The 23,932-nt window shown below is 64.7% G+C and carries 20 protein-coding genes, 1 tRNA gene and 1 pseudogene; 11 read left to right on the top strand and 11 right to left on the bottom strand.

The features are described from left to right. Positions 1-8: 8 nt before the first annotated feature. On the top strand, positions 9-1,790 hold the full coding sequence (gene lpdA, locus H3H39_RS05690; RefSeq protein ID WP_182152367.1) for a dihydrolipoyl dehydrogenase: 1,782 nt from the start codon (positions 9-11) through the stop codon (positions 1,788-1,790). A 188-nt stretch (positions 1,791-1,978) separates the two neighbouring features. Further along, positions 1,979-2,440, top strand: coding sequence for a cache domain-containing protein (locus H3H39_RS05685; RefSeq protein WP_182152366.1), 462 nt, complete (start codon positions 1,979-1,981; stop codon positions 2,438-2,440). A 52-nt stretch (positions 2,441-2,492) separates the two neighbouring features. Here H3H39_RS05685 and H3H39_RS05680 read toward each other — a convergent pair whose 3' ends face one another. The 4 genes and pseudogenes from H3H39_RS05680 to H3H39_RS05665 form a co-directional block, all read right to left on the bottom strand. Continuing rightward, on the bottom strand, positions 2,493-4,355 hold the full coding sequence (locus H3H39_RS05680; RefSeq protein ID WP_182152364.1) for a methyl-accepting chemotaxis protein: 1,863 nt from the start codon (positions 4,353-4,355) through the stop codon (positions 2,493-2,495). Positions 4,356-4,549: 194 nt separating this feature from the next. Continuing rightward, a pseudogene (locus tag H3H39_RS27760) lies at positions 4,550-4,867 on the bottom strand (methyl-accepting chemotaxis protein); the annotation flags it as partial. A 436-nt stretch (positions 4,868-5,303) separates the two neighbouring features. Next, on the bottom strand, positions 5,304-5,486 hold the full coding sequence (locus H3H39_RS05670; RefSeq protein WP_182152569.1) for a hypothetical protein: 183 nt from the start codon (positions 5,484-5,486) through the stop codon (positions 5,304-5,306). 55 nt (positions 5,487-5,541) lie between these two features. Then, positions 5,542-6,267: a TetR/AcrR family transcriptional regulator gene (locus tag H3H39_RS05665; protein WP_182152361.1), complete on the bottom strand. Its 726-nt coding sequence runs from the start codon at positions 6,265-6,267 to the stop codon at positions 5,542-5,544. A 128-nt stretch (positions 6,268-6,395) separates the two neighbouring features. Between H3H39_RS05665 and H3H39_RS05660 the strand changes: the two genes are divergently transcribed. The 7 genes from H3H39_RS05660 to H3H39_RS05630 all read left to right on the top strand — a co-directional run bounded on the left by H3H39_RS05660 (position 6,396) and on the right by H3H39_RS05630 (position 15,068). Beyond that, positions 6,396-7,565 (top strand): HlyD family secretion protein, encoded by a 1,170-nt coding sequence (locus tag H3H39_RS05660; protein WP_182152359.1) that lies wholly within the window; start codon positions 6,396-6,398, stop codon positions 7,563-7,565. A gap of 12 nt (positions 7,566-7,577) precedes the next feature. Continuing rightward, complete coding sequence (locus H3H39_RS05655) at positions 7,578-9,191, top strand: DHA2 family efflux MFS transporter permease subunit (RefSeq protein ID WP_182152357.1); 1,614 nt, start codon at positions 7,578-7,580, stop codon at positions 9,189-9,191. A 47-nt stretch (positions 9,192-9,238) separates the two neighbouring features. Then, positions 9,239-10,711, top strand: a complete 1,473-nt coding sequence (locus tag H3H39_RS05650; RefSeq protein ID WP_182152355.1) for an efflux transporter outer membrane subunit — start codon at positions 9,239-9,241, stop codon at positions 10,709-10,711. A gap of 248 nt (positions 10,712-10,959) precedes the next feature. Beyond that, a complete protein-coding gene (locus H3H39_RS05645; protein ID WP_182152353.1) occupies positions 10,960-11,562 on the top strand; it encodes a short chain dehydrogenase in 603 nt (200 codons plus the stop codon). 83 nt (positions 11,563-11,645) lie between these two features. Further along, positions 11,646-13,346, top strand: a complete 1,701-nt coding sequence (locus tag H3H39_RS05640) for a DUF8614 domain-containing protein (RefSeq protein ID WP_182152351.1) — start codon at positions 11,646-11,648, stop codon at positions 13,344-13,346. Between the two features lie 156 nt (positions 13,347-13,502). Then, a complete protein-coding gene (locus H3H39_RS05635; protein ID WP_182152350.1) occupies positions 13,503-14,186 on the top strand; it encodes a hypothetical protein in 684 nt (227 codons plus the stop codon). A gap of 129 nt (positions 14,187-14,315) precedes the next feature. Continuing rightward, positions 14,316-15,068: a BON domain-containing protein gene (locus tag H3H39_RS05630; protein ID WP_182152348.1), complete on the top strand. Its 753-nt coding sequence runs from the start codon at positions 14,316-14,318 to the stop codon at positions 15,066-15,068. Positions 15,069-15,153: 85 nt separating this feature from the next. Here the strand turns inward: H3H39_RS05630 and H3H39_RS05625 are convergent, their stop codons facing one another. The 7 genes from H3H39_RS05625 to H3H39_RS05595 all read right to left on the bottom strand — a co-directional run bounded on the left by H3H39_RS05625 (position 15,154) and on the right by H3H39_RS05595 (position 22,331). Beyond that, entirely contained in the window at positions 15,154-15,543 is a 390-nt protein-coding gene (locus tag H3H39_RS05625; RefSeq protein ID WP_182152347.1) for an MAPEG family protein, read from the bottom strand. Positions 15,544-15,621: 78 nt separating this feature from the next. Beyond that, entirely contained in the window at positions 15,622-17,757 is a 2,136-nt protein-coding gene (locus tag H3H39_RS05620) for a dipeptidyl-peptidase 5 (protein WP_229217879.1), read from the bottom strand. 104 nt (positions 17,758-17,861) lie between these two features. Further along, positions 17,862-18,644, bottom strand: coding sequence for a substrate-binding periplasmic protein (locus H3H39_RS05615; RefSeq protein WP_182152346.1), 783 nt, complete (start codon positions 18,642-18,644; stop codon positions 17,862-17,864). 209 nt (positions 18,645-18,853) lie between these two features. Then, positions 18,854-18,929 (bottom strand) — tRNA-Lys (locus H3H39_RS05610). 75 nt (positions 18,930-19,004) lie between these two features. Continuing rightward, positions 19,005-20,780, bottom strand: coding sequence for a type IV pilus assembly ATPase TfpB (gene tfpB, locus H3H39_RS05605; RefSeq protein WP_229217878.1), 1,776 nt, complete (start codon positions 20,778-20,780; stop codon positions 19,005-19,007). Positions 20,781-20,874: 94 nt separating this feature from the next. Then, positions 20,875-21,654, bottom strand: a complete 780-nt coding sequence (locus H3H39_RS05600) for a spermine/spermidine synthase domain-containing protein (protein WP_182152345.1) — start codon at positions 21,652-21,654, stop codon at positions 20,875-20,877. Positions 21,655-21,818: 164 nt separating this feature from the next. After that, a complete protein-coding gene (locus tag H3H39_RS05595; RefSeq protein ID WP_182152344.1) occupies positions 21,819-22,331 on the bottom strand; it encodes a glycine zipper 2TM domain-containing protein in 513 nt (170 codons plus the stop codon). A 444-nt stretch (positions 22,332-22,775) separates the two neighbouring features. On the opposite strand from H3H39_RS05595, the gene H3H39_RS05590 reads away from it, so the two are divergent. Then, positions 22,776-23,174 carry a barstar family protein gene (locus tag H3H39_RS05590; protein WP_182152343.1) on the top strand — a complete coding sequence of 133 codons (399 nt, stop codon included), beginning with the start codon at positions 22,776-22,778 and terminating at the stop codon, positions 23,172-23,174. A gap of 125 nt (positions 23,175-23,299) precedes the next feature. Further along, entirely contained in the window at positions 23,300-23,920 is a 621-nt protein-coding gene (gene purN / locus H3H39_RS05585) for a phosphoribosylglycinamide formyltransferase (protein WP_182152342.1), read from the top strand. Positions 23,921-23,932: the final 12 nt, after the last annotated feature.

The following is a 23,932-nucleotide window of genomic DNA, read 5'->3' as shown; positions in this document are numbered from 1 at the left end:
AGCGATCTATGAGCACAGTGGAAGTGAAAGTACCGAACATCGGCGACTTCAAGGACGTGGAAGTGATCGAGGTGATGGTCAAGGTGGGTGATACCATCAAGGTCGACCAGTCGCTGGCGACGGTGGAATCGGACAAGGCCAGCATGGAGATCCCTTCGACCGACGCCGGCGTGGTCAAGGAAATCAAGGTCAAGGCGGGCGACAAGGTCAATGAAGGCAGCCTGCTGCTGGTGGTGGAATCGAGCGGCGCGGCCGCGTCGCCTGCCGCCGCCGCGCCGGCCCCTGCGGCGGCAGCGCCTGCACCGGCACCGGCGCCGAGCGCCACCCCGGCCGTGGCGCCGATCGGCGGCAGCTATACCGGCGCCGTCGATGTCGATTGCGACATGATGGTGCTGGGCGGCGGCCCTGGCGGCTACTCGGCCGCCTTCCGCGCGGCCGACCTGGGCCTGAACACCGTCATCGTCGAGCGTTACGAAACGCTGGGCGGCGTGTGCCTGAACGTGGGCTGCATCCCGTCGAAAGCGCTGCTGCACGTGGCGTCCGTGATCGACGAGACGGCGCACATGTCCAACACCGGCGTCACCTTCGCCAAGCCGGCCATCGACATCGACCAGGTGCGCAAGTACAAGGAAGGCGTGATCAAGAACATGACCGGCGGTCTGGCCGGCATGGCCAAGGCCCGCAAGACGCAGGTTGTGGTCGGCGTCGGCCAGTTCCTGAGCGCCAACCATATCGAAGTGACCGCCAAGGATGGCAGCAAGAAGGTGGTGCAGTTCAAGCAGGCCATCATCGCCGCCGGTTCGTCGGTGGTGAAGCTGCCGTTCGTGCCGGAAGACCCGCGCATCGTCGATTCGACCGGCGCGCTGGAACTGCGCCAGATCCCGAAACGCATGCTGGTCATCGGCGGCGGCATCATCGGCCTGGAAATGGCGACCGTCTACTCGACTTTCGGTGCCCGCATCGATGTGGTCGAAATGATGGATGGCCTGATGCAGGGCGCCGACCGCGATGCGGTCAAGGTCTGGCAGAAGTACAACGAAGCGCGCTTCGACAACATCATGACCAAGACCAAGACGGTTGGCGTGGAAGCGCTGCCGGAAGGGATCAAGGTCACCTTCGAAGCGGCTGAAGCCGGTGCAACCGCGCCCGCGCCGCAGCTCTACGATCTGGTGCTGGTGGCCGTGGGCCGCAGCCCGAACGGCAAGAAGATCGCCGCCGACAAGGCCGGCGTGGTGGTGAGCGACCGCGGCTTCATTCCGGTCGACAGCCAGATGCGCACCAATGTGCCGCACATCTTCGCCATCGGCGACCTGGTGGGCCAGCCCATGCTGGCGCACAAGGCGGTGCATGAGGCGCACGTTGCGGCCGAAGCGGCCGTGGGCCAGAAGTCGCACTTCGACGTCAAGGTCATTCCATCGGTGGCTTACACCGATCCGGAAGTGGCATGGGCCGGCATCACGGAAGACGAAGCCAAGGCCAAGGGCATCAAGGTCGAGAAGGGCCACTTCCCGTGGGCCGCGAGCGGCCGCGCCGTGGCCAATGGCCGCGCCGAAGGCTTCACCAAGCTGCTGTTCGACGCTGAAACGCACCGCATCATCGGCGGCACCATGGTCGGCACGCACGCTGGCGACATGATCGGCGAGATCGCGCTGGCCATCGAGATGGGTTGCGACGGCACCGACATCGGCAAGACCATCCACCCGCACCCGACGCTGGGCGAGTCGATCGGCATGGCCGCCGAAGTGTACGAAGGCAGCTGCACCGACCTGCCGCCACCGCGCAAGCGCTAAGGCGTGAATGCATTAATGCGGTAAGCTGTGGAACAGAAAGCCGGGACTGGTTCCCGGCTTTTTTTTATGCGCGCGGCGTGCGGCTCCGTATTTCTACTGACGACAAGCGGGCGGAATTCTCCCATACTTGGCGCGGGCAGCCCGAGGGTGCCCCAGACCAGCCATTAGTTCAATAACGGAGACATCGTATGAAAACCCTGTTCAGCTGCGCCATCCTCGGCGCATCGCTGTGCGTGCTGGCCCCAGCCAGCGCCGCCGAGAAAGGCACGGCGGCCGAAGCCGTCGCCATGACCCAGAAGGCGATCACCTACATCAAGGAACATGGCAAGGACAAGGCGTTCGCCGAATTCGCCAATCCCGCCAACACCACCTTCCACGACCGCGACCTGTATGTCTACGTGTATGACATGAAGGGCATCTCTTTGGCGCACGGCGTCAATCCCAAGATGGTCGGGCGCAACCTGCTGGAGATGCGCGACGGCGACGGCAAGGCCATCGTCAAGAGCTTCATTGAAACGGCCACCGGGCCGGCCGGCAAGGGCTGGGTCGAATACAAATGGCCCAACCCGGTCACCAAACAGGTTGACCTGAAAGCTGGCTACGTCGAGCGCAGCGGCGACTTGATCGTCGGCTCCGGTATTTACAAGTAAGCCCCAACAAGCCTCCGCAAGCCCTGGCCAGCCCCGGCCGGCCAGGCGCTGGTTAGAATTCCTCCCACTCGTCGGCTGGCGCGCTTTGCGCCTTGCTTGCCGCCTTGGCCGTCTTGGCCGCCAGTTGCGGCGCCGGCGCACGCGGCACCGTTTTCAGCACGGGACGCTGGGCCGGACGGGCGGCGGCCGCCGGTGCGGGCGCCTTGGGCGTGGGCGCCAGCGCGGGCCGGGCCGGCGCCGCATGCGCGCCGCCCGGCACGTGGAAGATGCTCACCGCCTGGGCCAGCGCCTGCGCCTGTTCCTGCAAGCTTTCGGCGGCCGCCGCCGCCTGTTCCACCAGCGCCGCGTTCTGCTGGGTGATGGAATCCATTTGCGTGATGGCCGCGTTCACTTCCGTGATGCCGGTGCTCTGCTCCTGGCTGGCGGCCGTGATCTCGACCAGGATGTCGGCCACCTGCCGCACCGATTGCACGATCTGGTCCATGGTCTGGCCGGCGTCGTTTACCAGCTTGCTGCCCGTATCGACCCGTTCCACCGAGTCGTTGATCAGTTCCTTGATCTCCTTGGCCGCCGCCGCGCTGCGCTGGGCCAGGCTGCGCACCTCCGACGCCACCACCGCGAACCCGCGGCCCTGCTCGCCGGCGCGGGCCGCTTCCACGGCCGCGTTCAAGGCCAGGATATTGGTCTGGAAGGCGATGCCGTCGATCACGCCGATGATGTCGACGATCTTGCCCGAACTGTCCTTGATGGCGCCCATGGTCTGCACCACCTGCGCCACCACTTCGCCGCCCTGGGCCGCCACCGTGGAGGCGCTGGCCGCCAGCTCGTTGGCCTGGCGCGCGTGGCCGGCGTTCTGGGTCACGGTGCCCGTCAGCGCCTCCATCGAACTGGCCGTCTCCTCCAGCGAACTGGCTTGCGATTCGGTGCGGGCCGACAGGTCGGCGTTGCCCATCGCGATCTCATGGGTGGCCGTCGTCATCTCGTCGGTGCTGCTGCGGATGTTGCCGATCATGCGCGCCAGGTTGTTGTTGATGGTGTCCATGGCCCGCATCAGCAGGCCCACCTCGTCGTTATTTTGCGCTTCGATCTGGCCCGTCAAGTCGCCGGCGGCGATCATCTCCGCGCAGCCCACGGCGCTGCGGAGGCTGTCGCGGATATGGCGGTACACGAAGTACAGGCCGACCAGCGAGGCGCCTACCGACAGCACCAGCAGGCTGATGGCCAGCAGGTAGGCGTTGCGCGCGCCGGCCGCCGCCGCATCCACGGCTTCACCCGTGCGCTGGTCCAGGATGGTGAGGAATTCATTCACCGGCTGCATGATCTTGGCCTTGTTCTTGTGGTACTCGGCGTCGTGCATGATGCGGCGCGCCAGCTCCAGGTCCGGCTCGCTTTTCTTGGTGAACTTGCCGGTGCCGTCGTCGAACAAGCCTTTGACGGCGTTCATGGCGATCACTTCCGTCTTGACGAGGCCATCGGAGTTGGCTTGCGCCTGTTTGAGCTTGGCGAACTCGGCGTCCGTGAAGCCGGCCTTCTTCATCAGGTCGGCCAGCGGCACCGTCTCGCCATCGGGCGTGGGCTTGTCCATGCCGGCCGCGATGAAGTCCCAGTAGATGCGCTCATAGTGCTGGGGGCGCGGCTTGGCGCCGTTGCGGATGGCCAGGATATCCATGTATTGCTGTTCGTAGCGGGGATCGCCCGACACCACGTAGGTGCGCGCCAGCCGGGTCAAATCGTCCGAGCTTTGGCGCAGTTCGTCGGCCAGCAGGTAGGAGTGGTAGCGCGCCTCGCTGGCCTTGGTCGATTCGGCCTGGCGCGACGCGATCTGGAACAAGGCCCACAGGCTGAGGGCCGACAGGGTGAGGGTGATGATGAAAAAGCCGGTGAAAATCTGCTTGATGGACAATCTGCTGCGCATGATGTTCTCCCGAAGAACCGATCAGGCGGCGGCCCGGTGGTTCCCGGGCGTCGTCAGGAAGAAGTGACTATTACTTTTATACGCTCAAAGATGACGGCGTTCAATACAACTTTTTTGCCTTGCGCTGGCGGGCCAAGGCAGGAGAGGGGAGGGCGGCGGTATACCGTGTCGCCGCCTTGTCGTTTTTTTGCGCGCTATGCGCCGGGCGCCACCTTGAAGAAGGACATGGTGTGATGCAGCTCCTCGGCCTGGCTGCTCATTTCCTCGGCCGTGGAAGCGAGTTGTTCCGAGCTGGCCGAGTTCTGCTGGGTGGTCATGCTCAGCTGGTTGATGGCCACGTTGATCTGGCGTACCCCCGCAGTTTGTTCGGCCGAGGCTAACGTGATCTGTTGCACCAGTTGCGACGTTTTGCTGATGTTGGGCACGATCTGGCTCAGCAGGCCGCCGGCCCGTTCCGCCAGGGCCACACTGCCGTTGGCGACCGCGTCGATCTCCTGGGCCGCCACCTGTTCGATCAGCAGCAGCAGGCGGTCGGCCTGGGCCGCGCGGCGCTGCAGGCTTTCCGCCGGCGTGATGGCGCGCGTGGCCACTTCCTTGGCCAGGCTGTCCCAGCCCTGGCTGACGGCGCTCAGGGAGGCGTCGATATCGCGCTCGCTGCCCTTCAGTGCTTTGACGACGGCCGCCAGCGCGGGGTTCACTTCCGCCTCCTTGCTGCCGCGCTCGCTGGCGAGCTGGCCGCCCTATCACTTCAGGGCCGCCGATTGGGAAAGGCAAACGTTACTTTTATACGCTGAAGTTTGACGGTTCTCAATACGCCTTTAGGGCGGTTGCCCATGGTTGACGCAAAGTGCGGGGGGCGGTGGGGAAGGGGCTTGCGTTGTTGTTTTTTGCCCGCAACAAGCTAAGGCCCCCGTGCCGGGGCGGCACGGGGCGACGGGGGAAAGTCGCTCAGTTGGCGACGAATTGGGTGGGAATTTCGATGCCGCCGCTGCGGGCGGCCTCGGCATAGGCGCGCAATTCGGCGATGGCGGCATCCAATTGTTCCTGGTCGGGGTTGGCCTGGAATCCCTTGATGCGCTCGTTCAATCGCGCCACCTGCCTGCTCCATTCAAGACGATTCGACTTGCTCATTCTGCCTCCTGTTAATAAAGAGATAGTATGGCGCAAATCACAATGTTTTGCAGTGTCAGTCGCGCGCGGGGCGCCGTACGCCGTTGAGGAACAAGTCCAGGCCCTGCGCCACGCGGCGCTGGTTTTCCTCGGCCGTGGGCGGGGTGTCGGCGGCGAACAGCACCCGGCTCAGCTGGTCGCCGAGCAGGCAGTTGATCAGGTGCACAGCCAGCGCCTCGTGCGGCACTTCCGTGCGCAACTGGGCCTTGATTTCGGGCCGGGCGAAAAAGCGCGACAGTTGTTCGCGCGTCTGCTGCGGGCCGGCCTGGTTGAAGGTGATCGCCAGTTCCGGCGTGCTGTGCGCCTCCGCGATCACCATGCGGTGCAGCTTGACGAAGGCGGGTGCCGACACCAGGCCCAGGAAGCGCTGCCCGAAATCGGCCAGCACTTCCTCCATGGGGCGGGTGTCCGTGTCCATGCTGCTCATGCCGGCGAAGAAGCGGGCCCGGCCTTCGGCGATGACGGCGTTCAGTAAGCCGGCCTTGCCGCCGAACTTCACATAGATGGTGCGCACGGCCACATGGGCTTCGCGGGCGATCATTTCCAGGCTGACCTTGCTGTAGCCTTTTTCCAGGAACAGGCAGGCGGCCGTCTGCAGCAAGCTCTCCAGCCGGGCTTGTTTATCGGCCGCGCGCGGCCGGCCGGCCGTCTTGCCGGGGCACTGATGGTCGGTGGCGTCGTTGGCGGCGTGATCGAGCTGGACGCTGTCCGGTTCCAGGGCGGTGGGGGCGGAAATCTTCATGGGGCGCAATGGTAGTCGATGCCAATAATGTAGTCCAAATTAAAATGAAATGCAATCGTTTCATTTCTTGACTTTGCCCAAAACTTGACCAATAATGCTCCTACCCAATTTCATTTCTGGAGCGTCCCATGTCCAACCTGCACACCGAAGCAGAACAAAAAGTGCTCAACGCCGTGCCCGGCGCCAGTGCGGGCGCCAGCCCGCGCGCCACCCCGGCCGCTCCCCAGCCCAACCGTCGCGTGCTGGTGGTGGCCGCCCTGGTGGCGCTGGCCGCGCTGGCGGCCGGCGGCCGCATGTGGTACCGCGGCCATTATTTCGTCGAGACGGAAAACGCTTACGTGACGGGCCATGTGCATCCGGTGTCGTCGCGCATCGCCGGCGTCGTCACTCGCGTCATGATCGAGGATAACCAGCTGGTGCATGAAGGCGACGTGATCGCCGAGCTGGACCCGTTCGACCAGCGCGTCAAGGCCGAGCAGATCCAGGCCCAGATCGACACCACCGAACAGCAGGTGGGCCAGTCGGACGCCCAGATCGCCCAGGTGCAGGCCCAGGCCAGCGCCGCCGCCGCCCAGGTGGCCCAGTCGGAAGCCCAGCTGGTGCGCGCCAAGCAGGACGCCGAACGTTTCGGCCAGTTGTATAACAGCCAGATGAAAGCCGTCTCCAAGGCCGAACTGGACGCCGCCAACGCCGGCCGCGCCAGCGCCGTGGCCGACCTGGCCGCGCGCCGCGACAGCGCCGCCGCCGCCAAGGCCAACATCGGTGCCGCCACTGCCGCGCGCGACGTGCTCAAGGCGCAGATCAAGGTGCTGCGCGTGCAGCTCAAGGACGCCCAGCAGCAACTGGCGTACAACCGGATCGTGGCGCCCGTTACGGGCCGCATCGGCAAGCGCGCCGTGGAAGTGGGCCAGCGCGTCCAGCCCGGCCAGCAACTGACGGCCATCGTGCAGGACAACGTGTGGGTGACAGCCAACTTCAAGGAAACCCAGCTGGCCGACCTGCGCACCGGCCAGAACGTGAAAGTGACGATCGACGCCATCCCCGGCAAGACCCTGATGGGCCAGGTGGAGAGCTTCTCGCCCGCCTCGGGCGCCCAGTTCGCGCTGCTGCCGGCCGATAACGCCACCGGCAACTTCACCAAGATCGTGCAGCGGGTGCCGGTCAAGATCGTGTTCAAACCGGAAGACGTGAAAGCGTTGAGCGGCCGCCTGGTGCCGGGCATGTCGGCCCTGGCAGAAGTGGAAGTGAACCAGGGCGAGCCTGCCGCCGCCAAAGTGGCGCAACAGGCACAACGCTAAGGAGCGCCGGCCATGACGAGCAGCACGCAAACCCTGCCGCCCGGCGCCAAGCCGCTGGGCCCGCCCATGGTGGGCGAACACGTTTCGGCGCGCACCTGGATGGCCGTGGCCGCCGGCATGCTGGGCGCCTTCATGGCCGTGCTCGACATCCAGATCACCAATTCTTCGCTCAAGGATATCCTGGGCACGCTGTCGGCCACCCAGGAAGAGGGCTCGTGGATCTCCACCGCCTACCTGGTGGCGGAAATCATCATCATCCCCATGACGGCGCTGCTGGCCCGCGTGTTCGGCATGCGTGCCTACATGATGGGCACCACGGCCCTGTTCCTGGTGTTCTCCACCCTGTGCGGCTCGGCCTGGAACCTGTCGAGCATGATCGGCTTCCGCATGCTGCAGGGCTTCACGGGCGGCGCCCTGATCCCGATGGCGATGACGCTGGTGATGGCCAAGCTGCCCGCCTCCAAGCGCGCCACCGGCATGGCCATCTTCGGCCTGACGGCCACGCTGGCGCCCTCCATGGGCCCCACGCTGGGTGGCTACCTGAGCGAGCTGTATGGCTGGCCTTCCATCTTCTACATCAACTGGGTGCCTGGCCTGCTGCTGATCGCCGGCATCTCGTATGGCCTGGACCGCGAGCAGGTCAAGCTGGACCAGCTGTTCAACGCCGACTGGCTGGGTATCGCCTTCATGGCCCTGGGCCTGGGCAGCCTGACCGTGTTCCTGGAAGAGGGTAATTCCAAGGATTGGTTCGACTCGGCTTTCATCATCACTTTCGCCGCGCTGGCCATCATCGGCCTGCTGGGCTGGGTGGTCACCAGCACCATGCGCGCCCAGCCCTTTGTCAACCTGGGCCTGTACGGCCAACGTAATTTCGTGGCCGCCACCGCGCTGTCGGCCTGCATGGGCATGGGCCTGTATGGTTCCTCGTTCCTGCTGCCGCTGTACCTGGGCCAGATCGCCGGTTATTCGCCGATGCAGATCGGTGAAGTGATCATGTGGGCCGGCTTGCCGCAGTTGTTCATCATGCCGTTCGTGGCCAAGCTGTCGGTCAAGGTCGACAACCGCATCCTGTGCACCTTCGGCCTGCTGCTGTTCGGCGGCTCCTGCCTGATGAACGCCTACATGGACGCCACCACCGGCTACGACCAGCTCTTGATCTCGCAGATCGTGCGCGCCGCCGGCCAGCCATTCGTGATGCTGACGCTGTCGAACTTCGCCATGAATGGCATCTCGCCCAAGGACACGCCATCCGCATCGAGCCTGATCAACATGACCCGTAACCTGGGCGGCTCGATCGGCATCGCGCTGCTGGCCACGGCCTTGAGCGCCCGCGAGCACTTCCACTCGCAGCGCCTGGGCGAAGCCGTGAACAGCTTCTCCAGCGCCACCCAGTTGCGCCTGGACCAGCTGACCCAGTCCTTCATGGCCAAGGGCATCGACGCCAACACGGCCTCCGACATGGCGCTCAAGGCGGTGGACTCCATCGTGCGGCGCGAAGCCTACGTGATGGCCTATAACGATGGCTTCTTCCTGGTTGGCGCGGTGCTGATCGGCTGCATCTTCGTGCTGTGGTTCTCCGACAAGGTCAAAGCCCCGTCCAGCGGTGGCGGTGGTGGTGCCCATTGAGCGCCCATTAAGAACAATACTATTTATACTGATTTCGAGGTAACGCCATGTACACAGCATTCAAACGCCTGACCCTGGCCGCGGCCGTCGCGCTGGCCGTGACCGGTTGCGCCACCGTGGGCAGCGACTTCGCCGCGCCGAAAAATGTGGCCGACGCCGGCTTCCGCCATCAGGGCGCCGGTAGCGCCAGCGAGGCGCACCTGCCGGCCCAGTGGTGGACCGTGTTCGGCGACGCCACGCTGGATCGCCTGGAACGGACGGCCCTGCGCGACAACCCCAGCGTGAAGGCGGCCGCCCAGCGCCTGCTGCAAGTGCAGGCGCAGTCGGACGTGACCCGTTCCAGCCAGTCGCCATCGGTGAACCTGAGCACCTCGGCCGCCAATTCCCGCACCTCGGCCGAAACGTCGCAGGCGCTGGCGCTGGGCGGCCGCGCCATCAAGGGCAACCAGTACACGGTGGGCGCCTCGATGTCGTATGAAGTGGACTTGCTGGGCCGCGTGCGCCGGCTGGTGGAAGCGTCCGACGCGCAAGCGCTGGCGGCCGAGGCGGACCGCGATGGCGTGCTGTTGCTGCTGTCGTCGCAAGTGGCGACGAGTTACTGGCAGTTGCGCGGCATGGATGCGGAAATGGCGATCCTGAAAGGCGCGCTCGACACCCGCCGCGAAACGGAGGAACTGGTGACGGCCCGCTTCGACGCTGGCCTGTCGAACGAACTGGATGTGTCGCGCGCCCGTATCGAGCGTGCCAACGCGCAGGCCGACCTGCATGAAGTGCAGCGTCAGCGTAACCTGCTGGAACACAGCCTGGCCACGCTGGTGGGGGCCTCGCCGTCGGCCATGCGCTTGCCGGCGGCCGACAACGGCGGCGCGTTGCCGCAGCCGCCCGCCATTCCCGTCGGCCTGCCGGCCAGCCTGCTGGCCCAGCGTCCCGACCTGGCCGGCAGCGTGGCCAACCTGCGCGCGGCCAACGCCCAGATCGGCGTGGCGGAAGGGGCGTTCTATCCCTCGCTGTCGCTGACCAGCAATTTCGGCTTCGCTTCCGAAAACCTGCGCGAGCTGGCCAAGGGCGGCGCGCGCCAGTTCAGCGTCGGTCCGCTGGCGCTGTCGCTGCCGCTGTTCGACGGCGGCCGCAACAAGGCCAACCTGGCCGTCGCCAAGGCCCGTTACGAGGAAGCCGTGGCCAACCACGAGGGCAAGCTGCTGACGGCCCTGCGCGAAGTGGAAGACGCGCTGTCGGACGCGGAACAGCGCCAGTTGCAGGGCCAGGCGCAGTCGGCCTCGCAAGTGGCGGCGGCGCGCGCCTACCTGGTGGCGCGCGCGCGTTACGAGCGTGGCGTGTCGACCTACCTGGACGTGACCGATGCCCAGCGCAGCGCGCTGGCGGCGGACCGTGCCGCCGTGCAGATCAACACCCAGCGCCTGCTGGCCACCGTGTCCGTGGCGCGCGCGCTGGGCGCCGGCTGGCAGCCATCGCCGGCGTTGGCGGCCGTCTCCACCAGCGGCGCCGCCAAGGCGCAGTAAGCGGCGGCGGAGCGGCGTGCCCGCTCCGTTCACATTCCTCCCCCCCAACGCGGAAGAGGCCAGCGGCAAACGTGCCGCTGGCCCGATGCGTTATCTGACTCTTGCACACCGCTGCGGCGATGTGGTCCCCATTCGCCAATTTTCATCCCTAACTTTTTATTTCGGATGAGGTAAGTATTGGTGTATTTCTCTATTAACGGTTCGTGGTCAAACTCTCGGTTCTCACTCACTCAGACAGGAGCAAGACCATGAAAGTCATCGTTATCGGTGCCGCCGGCACCATCGGCAAGGCTGTGGTGGAACAACTGGGCCAGCGCCACGACATCATCACCGTGGGCGCCAGCAGCGGCCAATACCAGGCTGACATCGCCGACATCGCCCGGGTACGCGCACTGTTCGTGCAGGTCGGCAAGGTCGACGCCGTGGTGGTGGCGGCCGGGGCGCTGCGGCTGGTGCCATTCGCCGATATCACGCCCGAGGAATTCCGCGTGGGCCTGGACAGCAAGTTGATGGGGCAGGTCAACGTGGCCATGGTGGCCCAGCACTATCTGAATGACGGCGGTTCCATCACGCTCACCAGCGGCATCATCGGCGACCGGCCCCTGATCCGCCACGCCAGCAGCGCGGCCGCCGTCAATTGCGCGCTGGCGGGCTTCGTGCGCGGCGCCGCCGTCGACTTGCCGCGCGGGTTGCGCATCAATCTCGTCAGCCCGAGCGTGCTGGAGGAGTCGATGCCGGTGTATGGCCCGTTCTTCATCGGCTTCGAGCCGGTCAAGGCCAGCCGCGTGGCGCTGGCTTACGCGCGCAGCGTGGACGGCGCCGAGACGGGACAGGAGTATCGCGTCTGGTAAGCGGGGCGGCGTAAAAAAGCCGCGGCAAAACCGCGGAGGGACGGATTACAATACGCGGCTATCCATCCCTCCGCAAAGGTCACATGAAAACCATCCTGCTTCCTGTGGTACTGGCGATTGCCGCATCGGCTGTATCCGCCGCGCCGGCCAACGTCACTGAACTCAATAAAATGACGGCCCGTTTCGCACCGGTCGAACTGAAGGCCGATACCTCCAAGCTGTCGGCCGGCGACCGTAAGGCCATCGCCAAACTGGTCGAAGCGGCCAAGCTGGTCGACGTGCTGCAACTGCGCCAGCGCTGGGCGTCCAACGAGGCGCTGTGGGCCGCGCTGCAAAAGGACACCACGCCGCTGGGCAAGGCGCGCCTGAACTACTTCTGGCTCAACAAGGGCCCGTGGTCCATCATCGACGGCAACGCCTCTTTCCTGCCCGAGCAGGTGGCGGGTATCGCCATCCCCGCCACCAAGCCGGCGGCGGCCAATTTTTATCCGGCCGGCGCCAGCAAACAGGCGCTGGAGACGTGGATTAACGGACTACCGGCGGCCGACAAGGAACAGGCGCAATGGTTCTATACCGTGATCCGCCAGGGCGAGGGCGGCCAGTTCAAGACCGTCACCTACGCCGAGGAATACAAGCCGGAGCTGACCCGCCTGGCCACGCTGCTGAAGGAGGCGGCCGACGCCACCGACAACGCATCGCTGAAAAAATTCCTCGGCCTGCGCGCGGAAGCGCTGCTGTCCAACGATTACCTGGCCTCCGACTTCGCGTGGATGGACCTCGATTCGCCGGTGGACGTGACCATCGGACCATACGAAACCTACAACGACGAGCTGTTTGGCTACAAGGCCGCGTTTGAAGCCTACGTGAATATCCGCGACCAGAAGGAAACCCAGAAGCTGAACTTCTTCGCCAAGCACATGCAGGAGCTGGAAGACAATCTGCCGCTGGACGCGCAATACCGCAACCCCAAGGTGGGCGCGCTGGCGCCGATGGTGGTGGTGAACCAGGTGTATGGTGCCGGCGACGGCAACATGGGCGTGCAGACGGCCGCCTACAACTTGCCCAACGATGAGCGCATCATCAGCCAGCGCGGTTCCAAGCGCGTGATGCTGAAGAATGTGCAGCAGGCGAAATTCAAGTCCACGCTGACGCCGATCTCGAAGCTGGTGCTGAAACGGGCCGACCAGAAGGACGTGGATTTCGATTCTTTCTTCACCCACATCCTGGCCCATGAGATCACGCACGGCCTGGGTCCGCACATCACGCACGCCAACGGCGCCGCCTCCACGCCGCGCCAGGATTTGAAGGAAGCCTATTCCACCATCGAGGAAGCGAAGGCCGACATCACCGGCCTGTACGCGCTGGCCTACATGATGGACAAGGGCCAACTGGCCGGTGCGCTGGGGCAGGGCGAGGCGGCTGAGCGCAAGCTGTACACCACCTTCCTCGCGTCCGGCTTCCGCACGCTGCACTTCGGTTTGACGGATTCGCACGCGCGCGGCATGGCGATCCAGATCAACTACCTGCTCGACCAGGGCGGCTTCGTGTCGCATGGCGACGGCACGTTCGCGGTGGACTTCAAGAAGATCAAACAGGCGGTGGTCAACCTTGACCGCGAGTTCCTCACCATCGAAGCGACGGGCGACTATGCGCGCGCCCAGGCCATGATGACCAAGTACGTCGTCATCCGTCCCGACGTGCAAAAGGCGCTCGACAAGATGAAGGCTGTGCCGAACGATATCCGTCCGTCGTTCACGACGGCGCACGCCTTGCTGGCCAAGTAAGCTGATCTGGTCAGGTGTGCAAGCGTACCGGTCCTGGCGGCCGGTACGCCTTGGCCTGACATTCAATCATTCCACTTTTTCTACGTAGAAAAAAACCTTCCGCAAGGCAAATTTTTGCGCGCCTGACATGCTAGAGTCCAACACAGGAATCCAGCCATGTCCAAGACCCCCTTATCCCTGTTGCTATTGTTGCCAGCCCTGGCGGGCGCGGCCCAGCTGACCGAGCTGGAAACGCGCTGGCTCACGGCCGGCCTGCCCGCGCTCAACTACGCCAGGCAGGAGCTGGGTTTGCCGCTCGATATCACGGTACAGCCGCAGGCCGGGCCGAACGATGTGCCGCTGGCGCTCGGCTTCGAGGATGGCCGCTGCAAGCTGGTGCTGTCCATGCGCGGCAATCCCGCCGCCGAAAGCGTGCTCGACGGTGTACCGGAAGCCCAGCGCGCGATCCTGATCGAAGCCATGACGGCGCATGAGATCGGCCACTGCTGGCGCTATGTGCACCACCAGTGGCATATGCTGCCGGCCGGTTTCGTCGAAGCGGGCCAGCAGCGCGCCAGCTCGGCCGACCTGCTGGAACAAGCCCGTATCCAGCGCGCCACCCAGCGCGAGGAAGGCTATGCCGACCTGCTGGCCCTGTCCTGGACGGCGCGCCGCCATCCGGCCCAATACACGCAGGTGTACCGCTGGATGCGCCAGGTGCGCCAGCCGGCGGCCGGCGGTTCGCACGACACGACGGCCTGGCTGCAACTGGCGGCCGATCGCGCCGTGTTTTCCTCTTCCTCCCCCCTGTTCGAGCAAGTGTCCATGCTGTGGAGCAAAGGTTTGTTCAGTAGCGATTGATCCACCACAAACGGCGCGCTGTTCCGTAGCCAATTTGCCCTGAATTCCCGGATTGTGTTCGTTCTCGCACAGAGTTGTGGCTGGCGCGAGGATTTAATCAGCCTGTCAACCATTGATAAGGAACACACCATGAACAAGCTTCTCTTCATCATGCTGGCGGGCTTCGCCAGCGCTAGTTTCGCCGCCCAGCCGGCCACTCCCGCCGCCGCCACGCCCCACATGGATACCGTGGCCTACAAGCAGATGATGGACAAGGCGGCCCGCGACTACAAGACGGCCAGGGCGCAGTGCGACGAACAGTCGGGCAATGCCAAGGATGTTTGCGTGCAGCAGGCCAAGGCGGCGCGGGCCCATACGGAGTCCGATGCCGTGGTGCAGTACAAGAACGATAAGAGCTCGGTGCGCAAGGCGGAAATCGCCGTGGCCGACGCGGAATACGACCTGGCCAAGGCCAAGTGCGCCGACATGACCGGCACGGAAAAGCGCAGCTGCCTGAACACGGCCAAATCGGCGCAAACGGCCGCCATCGCTGATGCCAAGGCCGAGAAGCATGCGGCCGACGTGGCGCAGACGGGTGAGGACTGCAACACCATGACGGGCGCCGCCAAGACTTCCTGCCTGGCACGGACCAAGTCCGAAATGGCGGGCAACACGGTGGCCGATTCCGTCATCACCACCAAGGTCAAGGCTGAGCTGCTGAGGGAACCGAACCTGAAGTCGCTGGATGTGCACGTGGAAACCAACCAGGGCGTGGTCAGCCTGAGCGGTTTCGTGCCGTCGCAGACGGAAGTGGACAAGGCGGTGGAAGTGGCGCGCAATGTGAAGGGGGTGACCCAGGTGCAAAGCGCGCTGCGGGTTGATAAGAACCCTGACCGCAAATAAGCCGGCGGTGGCAAGGTGGGCGCGGGCGGGCTGTCGTTGGCCGCCCGGGTCTGTGCCGATTTCTTGGGGGATCGCTGGCTTGGGATCAGGCCATCAGCAGCGCGACATTGGTGGCCACGCCAGCACCCCAGATCAGGCTGCGCAACGTGCCGATGTTGGCCAGATACGCGGCCACATAGGCGATGCGGATGCCGATAAAGCTCAGCGCCAGGATGTCGATGCGGCCCTGATCAATGTGCGCCTGCTGGGCCAGGAGGACAGCGGCGACAAACAGCGGCAGCGCTTCGAAGCCGTTGTTGTGCGCCGCGTGGGCACGCGCTTGCCAACCCGTCAGCCTGCTTTCCCAGTCGCGCGGGTGGTTGTTGTCGTAGCGGGCCTTGCGGTCCTTCAGGGTCAGCGATGCCGCCTTCGCCAACCCCATGGTCAGCACCGGCAGCATGCACGCGCCCAGAATCGTCCAGTTCGCAATCGTCATCTTGTCTCCTAGCCTATTGTTGTAAATGTGTAGTTGTAAATATATTGCGGTAAATCGTTTATAACGTTTTCGCCGCGCTTATTTCAGGTACTTGGCCAGCCAGCCGTGCACTTCGTTGTAGAAGTAACGGCTGTTTTCGCCTTTCAGGATCCAGTGGTTCTCATCCGGGAACACCAGCAGCTTGCTCGGCACGTGCAGGCGCTGCTGGGTGGCGAAGTTCATCAGCGCGTTGTTGGCCGGCACGCGGTAGTCGAGCTCGCCCACGGAAATGAGGATGGGCGTGAGGAAGCCCGTGCCCTTGTCGTGATTGCCGGCCTGCATGACGGGGCTTTGTTCGCGCCACACCGGCAAGTCGCTCCATACGGGGCCGCCGCTGTTGGTTTCGCGGTTGTGGATGCTGTCGCTGGTGCCCCACTGCATCACCAGGTCCATTTCGCCCGCGTGCGAGACGATGGCCTTGTAGCGCGTGGTGGTCGCTTGCAACCAGTTGGCAAGGTGGCCGCCATAGCTGGCGCCGCCGGCGGCCAGCTTGTCGCCGTCGATGAAGGCGTATTGCTTGATGGCTGCATCGACCGCCTGGTTCAGTTCATCGGCCGGGCCTTTGAGCGGATCGAACTGGATGGCGCGCGCGAATTCCTCGCCGTAGCCGGTGGAGCCCTTGTAGTCAGTCAGCAACACCACGTAGCCAGGCTGGGCCAGCAAGTGGTAGTTCCAGCGCAGCACGAACTGGTCGCGCCACATGGCGGCCGCGCCGCCGTGGATGACGGCGAACAGCGGATATTTCTTGTGCGGGTCGAAGCCGGGTGGCTTGATCAGCATGTTGTGGATGCGGCGCCCGTCGGCGGCCTGGAACCAGAAGTGCTCGGGCGCCTGCCAGTCGATGGCGGCAGCGCGCGCCGTGTTGAAGTCCGTCAGGCGCTTGGGTTGGGCGCCGTGGAAGGCCACCAGTTCCGGCGGGTTGATGGACGATTCCCAGACGCCCACCAGCGCCTTGCCGCCAGCCCGCAGCGCGTTGATGGAACCGGTGGCGGCGGACGGCTCGTCGCGCAGGGCGCCGCCGTCGTAGGCCATCGAGTGCAGCTGTTCCAGGCCCGCGTGCTCGTAGCTGAAGTAGACGCGCTTGCCGCCGTCGGGCAGCGCGTAGCGCGCGATGGAGCGGTCCAGGCCGGCCGTCAGGATGGCCGGTTGCGCCTTGCCCACGGGCCACGGCAAGCTGGCCAGTCGGGTCAGGTCGTACACCTTGCCCTTGGTTTCCGCTTCCGTCAGGCTGAACAGGGTCTTGCCGTCCGGCGCGAACTGCATGGCATGGTAGCTGTGCTCGTCGGCCGTGAGCGCTTGCGGCTCGCCGCCGGCCAGCGCCACGCTGTATAGCTGGGTGATGGTGGGCGTGCTGGCCGCCTCGTTGCGGTTGGTGGCGGCCGCGAACACGATGGCCTTGCCGTCCGGCGTCCACAGCGCGTCGAGCGACTGGCCGTCGTCACCCTGGGCGCCGCCGAAGCCGGGCAGGGCGGCCAGTTTGCTGCCGGCCAGCAGGTCGCGCGCCACGGCGCCGGGCTGGGCGTCCATCACGAACAGGCGCACTTGCTTGTCGTCCAGCCAGCGGTCGAAATAGCGGGGCGGGAAGGATTCGTAGGCGCGCGCGCTGGTCTTGCGCTCCTTGCGTTCCTTGGCCGATTGCTTGACGTCCGCTTCGCTGGCGTTGCCGGGGAAGATATCGCTGGTGAACAACAACTGCTTGCCGTCCGGGCTCCACTTGGGCAGGCGCGCGCCCAGCGTGAGCGTGGTCAGGCGCTGCGCTTCGCCGCCGGCCGCCACGTCCAGCCGGTAGAGCTGGGTCGCGTCGTCGCCGTCGCGCTTGGCCGTGAACACCAGCTGGCGGCTGTCGGGCGACCAGCTGGCGCCGCCTTCGCCACCCTTGCTGAAGGTGAGGCGGCGGGCCGGCGTGTCGTCCGTGAGCGACTTGAGCCACAAGTCCGACCATTGTTCCTTGCTGTCGTAGGCCGGCTCCGTGACGGAGACCACGGCCCATTTGCCGTCCGGGCTGGGGACGGGGGCGCTCACGCGCTTCATCAGCCACACGTCTTCGTGGGTGATGGTGTGCGGGATAGGCGTGGCGGTGGCTGGGGTGGCCGCTGTGGCGGCGCCGGCTGGCGCGGCGAAGGCGGCGGCCAGCAGCAGGGCCAGCACGGGCTGGCGGCAACGGGAAGGCATCATGGGGTGTCGCTTGAAAGTCAGGCAAACGCCGATAGTGGCTAAATCTTGCGTTGCTGTCAATCAAGTTTCAGCACGTTCGTGCGGATGGGACGCGACGGCCGCGATCACGGCGTGACGGGCCCATCCCAGCGGTGCAGCAGGCGTTCCAGTTCACCGGCCTTGTCCAGCCGGGACAGCGCTTCTTGCACGCGGGCGGCCGTGGCGCGGTCCACATGCTTGCCCAATACCAGATAGATATCGCTGGTCTCCAGCACCACAGGCAGGATCCTGACTTTATCCGCTGCGCCGGCCCGCTGCAGGAACGCTTGCAGCCCCGGTGTCCGGTGCAGGAATAGCCGGCCCCGGCCCGCGATCAGCTTCTGCAGGTTCATCAGCGGGTTGGCCGAGCGCGCATCCACCTTCAATCCCCCCACCGCTTCCAGGATCTGCACAGCGGCGAAGCCGCGGTTGGCCAGCACCACCGTATCGGGCCCCAGTTGACGCACATCGTCCCAGTTGTTGATCACGACGGGATCGTCGGCGCGCGCCATCAGCATGTAATGCAGCGGGAACAGGGCTGGCTCCAGGAAGACGAATGTGCGTTCCCGGTCGGCCGTGCGCTGCACGCCGCAGGCTGCGTCCTGCGCGCCCCTGGCCAGTTCCGTGTACACGCGCACCAGTGGCATCCAGTGCTGGTCGCCCGTGAAGCTCAGGCCCGGTTCCAGCTTTTCGATGGCGCGCAGGATATCCACGCACAGCCCCACCACGGCGCCGCCCCTGGCGATGAATTTCGGTTCCGTTCCCTCCTGGGCCGCCACGCGCAGCGTCACGGCACCGGCCATGCCGTATGGCCAGGCGCCGCACAGCAGCGGCAGCAGCAAACACAGCAGGCGCAAGCATGTCGTCATGGCGGCCGGGTCCGTGGCAGGGAGGGCGGTACAGGCGGACAGAGCGTACCGTTTGCGGGCCAGTGTACTCCCAAAGCGCGCGCATGGGGTCGACGCCGGGAGCGCTGCTCCGATGAGGCCAGGCGCACACGCATGCGCTTGGTTACGACTGCGGCCAAAAAACAAAAAAGCCCACGAACCGAAATTCGTGGGCTTTCCTGATGCATTCGTGGTAGGCCGTGCGGGATTCGAACCTGCGACCAACGGATTAAAAGTCCGCTGCTCTACCAGCTGAGCTAACGACCCGAAAGAGGCCGTATTATATACAGCTGGCGGCAAACTGCAAAGGCTTTTCTTCGATCAATAAGACGGGCGGCGCGCTCAGCTCAACGAGGACGTCACCTTCAGTACTTCCTCGGCGCTGGTCACGCCTTCCTCGATCTTCATGGCGCCGGCGATGCGCAGCGGCTTCAAGCCATCCTCGACGCTCTGGCGCCGCAGGGCCTGGATATCCGTCTCCTCGCGCACCAGTTTGCCGAACGCGTCCGTGACCGTCAGCAGCTCGTAGATGCCGGTGCGGCCCCGGTAGCCCGTCTGCCGGCACTCGGGACAGCCCACCGGGCGGTAGATGGTGGCCGGCTTGGGCAAATCCCACGCGCCGCCGATGCTGTTCCACAATTCGTCACTGAGTTCGCCATCGGGCGACTTGCAATCGGGGCACAGGGTGCGCACCAGGCGCTGGGCCATGATGCCGATCAGCGTCGCTTCCAGCAGGTAGTAGGGCACGCCCAGTTCCAGCAAGCGCATCACGGCCGACGGCGCGTCGTTGGTGTGCAGCGTGGACAGCACCAGGTGGCCCGTCAGCGCGGCCTGGATCGCCATCTCGGCCGTGGCCAGGTCGCGGATCTCGCCGACCATGATGATGTCCGGGTCTTGCCGCATCAGGGCCCGCACGCCGTCCGCGAACGACAGGTCGATGCCGGGCTGCACCTGCATCTGGTTGAACGAGGGCTCCACCATCTCAATCGGGTCTTCCACCGTACACACATTCACTTCGGAAGTGGCCAGCGCCTTGAGCGTGGTGTACAGGGTGGTGGTCTTGCCCGAGCCGGTGGGGCCCGTCACCAGGATGATGCCGTGCGGACGGCTGGTGAGCGCGTCCCAGCGGGCCGCGTCGTCGGGCGGGAAGCCCAGTTCGGGCAAGGTCTTGACCACCACTTCCGGGTCGAAGATACGCATCACCAGCTTTTCACCGAACGCCGTGGGCAGCGTGGACAGGCGCAGTTCGATTTCCTGGCCGCCGGCCGTGCGGGTCTTGATGCGGCCATCCTGCGGGCGGCGCTTTTCGATCACGTCCATGCGGCCCAGCAGCTTGATGCGGGCCGTCATGGCGATCATCACCACGGCCGGCACCTGGTACACCTGATGCAGCATGCCGTCGATGCGGAAGCGGATCGTGCCCAGGTCGCGCTTGGGCTCCAGGTGGATGTCGGAGGCGCGCTGTTCGAACGCGTATTGCCACAGCCAGTCGACGATGTTGATCACGTGCTGGTCGTTGGCGTCGACCTGCTTGTTCATCTTGCCCAGTTCGACCAGCTGCTCGAAGTTGTTGCGCAGCGCCAGGTCCTGGCCGGTGGATTTATTCGCCTTCTTGATGGACTTGGCCAGGCTGAAGAATTGCGAGATGTACTGGGTGATGTCGAGCGGATTGGCGATCACGCGCCGCACCACGCGGCGTGAAATCTTGGCGATCTCCGGTTCCCACTCCAGCGCGAACGGGTCGGCCGTGGCCACCACCAGGGTGTCGGCCGTCAGTTCCACCGGCAGGATGTTGAAGCGGGCCGCGTAGCTGGCCGACATCACGTCGGCCACCTTGGTGAAGTCGATCTTGAGCGGGTCGATGCGGATGAAGGGCAGCGAGACACGGCGCGCCATCCATTCCGTCAGCAAATCCAGCGTCAGCTGCTTGTGCGGCGCCATGGCCGACAGCAGCTTGCAGTGGGCCACGGCGCACAGCGGGTGCATGGCGCCGGCCGTGTTTTTCAGGATGCCCTGGGCTTGCGCGTAGTTGGCCTTGACGTGGGCTTTCTCGACCATGCCGTCGGCCAGCAGCCAGGTGAAGATCTGCTGCAGGTCCAGCACCCGGTGGGCGGGCATGGGCGCGGTTGCCGAAGTTGCTGAGCTTGCTGAAGTTGCGGACATCGTCACGGCCACTTTCAAAAAGCGCGGCGGGCCGCGCGGGATGCAGTTTTTACTTCGCGGCCGCCAGGCCCTTGACCCACGATTTGGCCGGCAGCTTGGTGGCGGCCACGATCTGGGCCGCGCGCTCGGCCAGCGCCGTCGGGTCGATGGGGCGCGCGCGCTTGAAGGCGATCGCGACCACGTTACCATCATGCACCTGCGGCAGGCAAACCACTTGCGCAAAGGCGAATTTCATCGCCTTCAGGTTGCGCGCGTAGCTGGGGTGGTCGCCGAACAGGTTGACGGTCATGATGCCGTCCTCGTTGAGGCAGGCGCCGCAAGCCTGGTAGAACTCGGCCGTGTCGAGCACCGGGCCCTTGGCGGTGGCATCGTACAGGTCCACTTGCAGCGCGTCGAGTGTGCCATGGCGTTGTTCATCGTGCACGAAGTCGAGCGCGTCCATTTCCAGCACGGCCAGCCGGGCATCGTTGGGCGGCAGCTTGAACATGGAGGCGCAGATGGCGATCACGGACGGGTTCAGTTCCACGGCCGTCACCTGGGCGTCCGGAAACTGCTTGTAACAATATTTAGTGAGCGCGCCCGTGCCCAGGCCCAGTTGGGCGATGGCGCGCGGCTGCTCCTGCCACAACATCCAGCTCATCATCTGCTGGGCGTATTCCAGTTCCGGCCAGTCCGGCTTGCGGATGCGCATGGCGCCTTGCACCCATTCCGTGCCGAAATGCAGATAGCGCACGCCATCCTGCTCCGACAAGGTGACGGGCGCGTACTTGACCTTGCGGGCCGGACGGGAGGATTCTTCTTTTTCGATGGATTTTCGTTTGATCAGCATGGGACGGGTGGGGCGGGAAGTGAGCAGCCATTATCCCGCGAGGACTTACCCCAAGGCAAGCGGCGCGCGGCGGAGATGCTGCAACGGGGTGGGGGCGGGGCGCCACCCAAAATAAAACTGCCGGCCACGAGTGGGGCCGGCAGTGGGGGAGAACGCGGTGTGGATCAGCGCTGGGCCGGTTCCAGGTTCACGTGCAGGCGCACGCGTTCGCCCGGATCGTAGGACATCTGGCTGGTGTAGCTGTGGCCGCGGTAGTCGTAGGTCACTTCATAGCCGCTGGTGCGCGATTCCCAATGGTCCACCGTGCGGCACTGCTTGACGGCCTGTTCCGTGACGCCGCCCTGGGGCTGGTTGGCGTTGTCGATGCGGTCGCCCGTGACGGCGCCGGCGATGGCGCCGGCGGCCGTGGCCACCGAGCGGCCGGTGCCGCCGCCCACCTGGTTACCGGCCAGGCCGCCGATCAGGCCGCCGATGATGGCGCCGCCCACGCCGCGCTGGGGCGCTGGCTGCTGGACTTGCACATATTCCGTGCGGCATTCCTGGCGCGGACGGTTGATTTGTTCCACTTGTGGCGTGACGCGCACGACACGGCCGAAATCTTCAAAATCGGCGGCCTGGGCGAATGGCAGGGCGCCAAGGCAAACGGCGGATGCGATCAGTTTGGATGACAGTTTCATTGTTCTACCTCGTGTCGGTTTTGGATAAATGGATATCGGCGCTGTTGGAATGGTCCGATATTGCATGGATGTATGGTAATCCCAGTGTAACCGGCCCACTCGCGCTTAAGGCAACAATTTGTAACAGCAACAACTGTTGCAGGCGCGGGCGAAAAACGGGGCCGCCTGTACGGGAATCTTGCTGAAAACACCTATAAAATGGCTGAAAAATGTTCTGCTTTTAACAAATCTTGCGTTAGGCATCACATTCGAGTTGATTCACGGGGAACAACACGTTACCCTAATATGTGTATGGGATTAGATTGACGGATAGAAACGTGGATCTCTCAAGGCAAGCGCATTGACCCGTTTGCCGCGAGCCGTGTAACGGTATTTATGGCCGGATATATCAATATGCACGACAACATGTACACACCCTACATACCAGGTCGAATTGAGGGAAAAATGAGTTTGTTAATGACCGTGCCGCCCAACCTTGTGCAGTCCATACGCGCCTTTCGCGTGCTGGAATTGCAGGAAGAGGCCGTCCGTCTGGGGCAGCATTTCTTGTACGCCCACTGCCTGGCCGGCGTCACCAAGCAACAAGTTTGCGGCATTATCGCAGAATCGTTTCAGTTTCCTAAAGGTGTGGGCAAGAATTTCGACGGCCTGCGTGAAACGCTGACCGACACCATGCACAAGGCCGGCCCCCAGACGGGCTTCCTGGTGGTGCTGGAGCAATTGCCCAACACGCAGAAATTCGACAAGGAAGCGCGCGAAACCTTGCTGGACGTATTCCGCGATGCGGCCGACTACTGGGCCGAGAAAAAAGTACCATTCCGGGTCTTCTACTCGTTCGAGTAAGCCCGTCATTCCCCGGTTCCACGGACCGGGCGTATCCCCTTGAGCCGTGCTGCGCCGCAGCATCTTACCCCCTGTCGTCCGCCGTTTTCTTGGTCCGACCCGCGCGAGCAGGTACAATGCGGCCTATGAAAAACATCGTCATCCTTATTTCTGGCCGCGGCAGCAACATGGAAGCCGTGGTGCGGGCGGCCCGGGACCAGCAATGGCCGGCCCGGATCGCGGCCGTCATCAGCAACCGTGCCGACGCGGCCGGCCTGGTGTTCGCGGCCAGCCACGGCATCGCCACGGCCGTGGTGCCCAATAAAGACTATGCCACCCGCGCCGAGTTCGACGCGGCCCTGCGCACCGTGATCGATGGCTACGCGCCCGACCTGGTGGTGCTGGCCGGCTTCATGCGCATCCTCACGCCGGCGTTCGTCGAGCACTACGAGGGACGCATGCTCAACATCCATCCCTCGCTGTTGCCCGCCTTCCCCGGCCTGGCCACGCACGCGCAGGCGCTGGCGGCCGGCGTGCCCGAGCATGGCGCGACGGTGCATTTCGTGACGGCCGAACTGGATCACGGCCCCATGGTGGCGCAAGCCGCCGTGCCGGTGCTGCCGGACGACACGGTCGACACCTTGTCGGCCCGCGTGCTGCAACAGGAGCACGAGCTGTATCCGCGTGCGATACGCTGGTTTGTCGAAGACAGGCTGTCCATCGAACAAGGCCAGGTCCGGGTGGACCACACAACACGTACGGAATAACCGTACAAAATA

This window comes from Rugamonas apoptosis, from assembly GCF_014042355.1.
GTDB classification, from domain to species: Bacteria; Pseudomonadota; Gammaproteobacteria; order Burkholderiales; family Burkholderiaceae_D; genus Rugamonas; species Rugamonas apoptosis.
The sequence above is the reverse complement of the archived record's forward strand: the minus strand, read 5'-3'. Positions and strand labels throughout refer to the sequence as shown.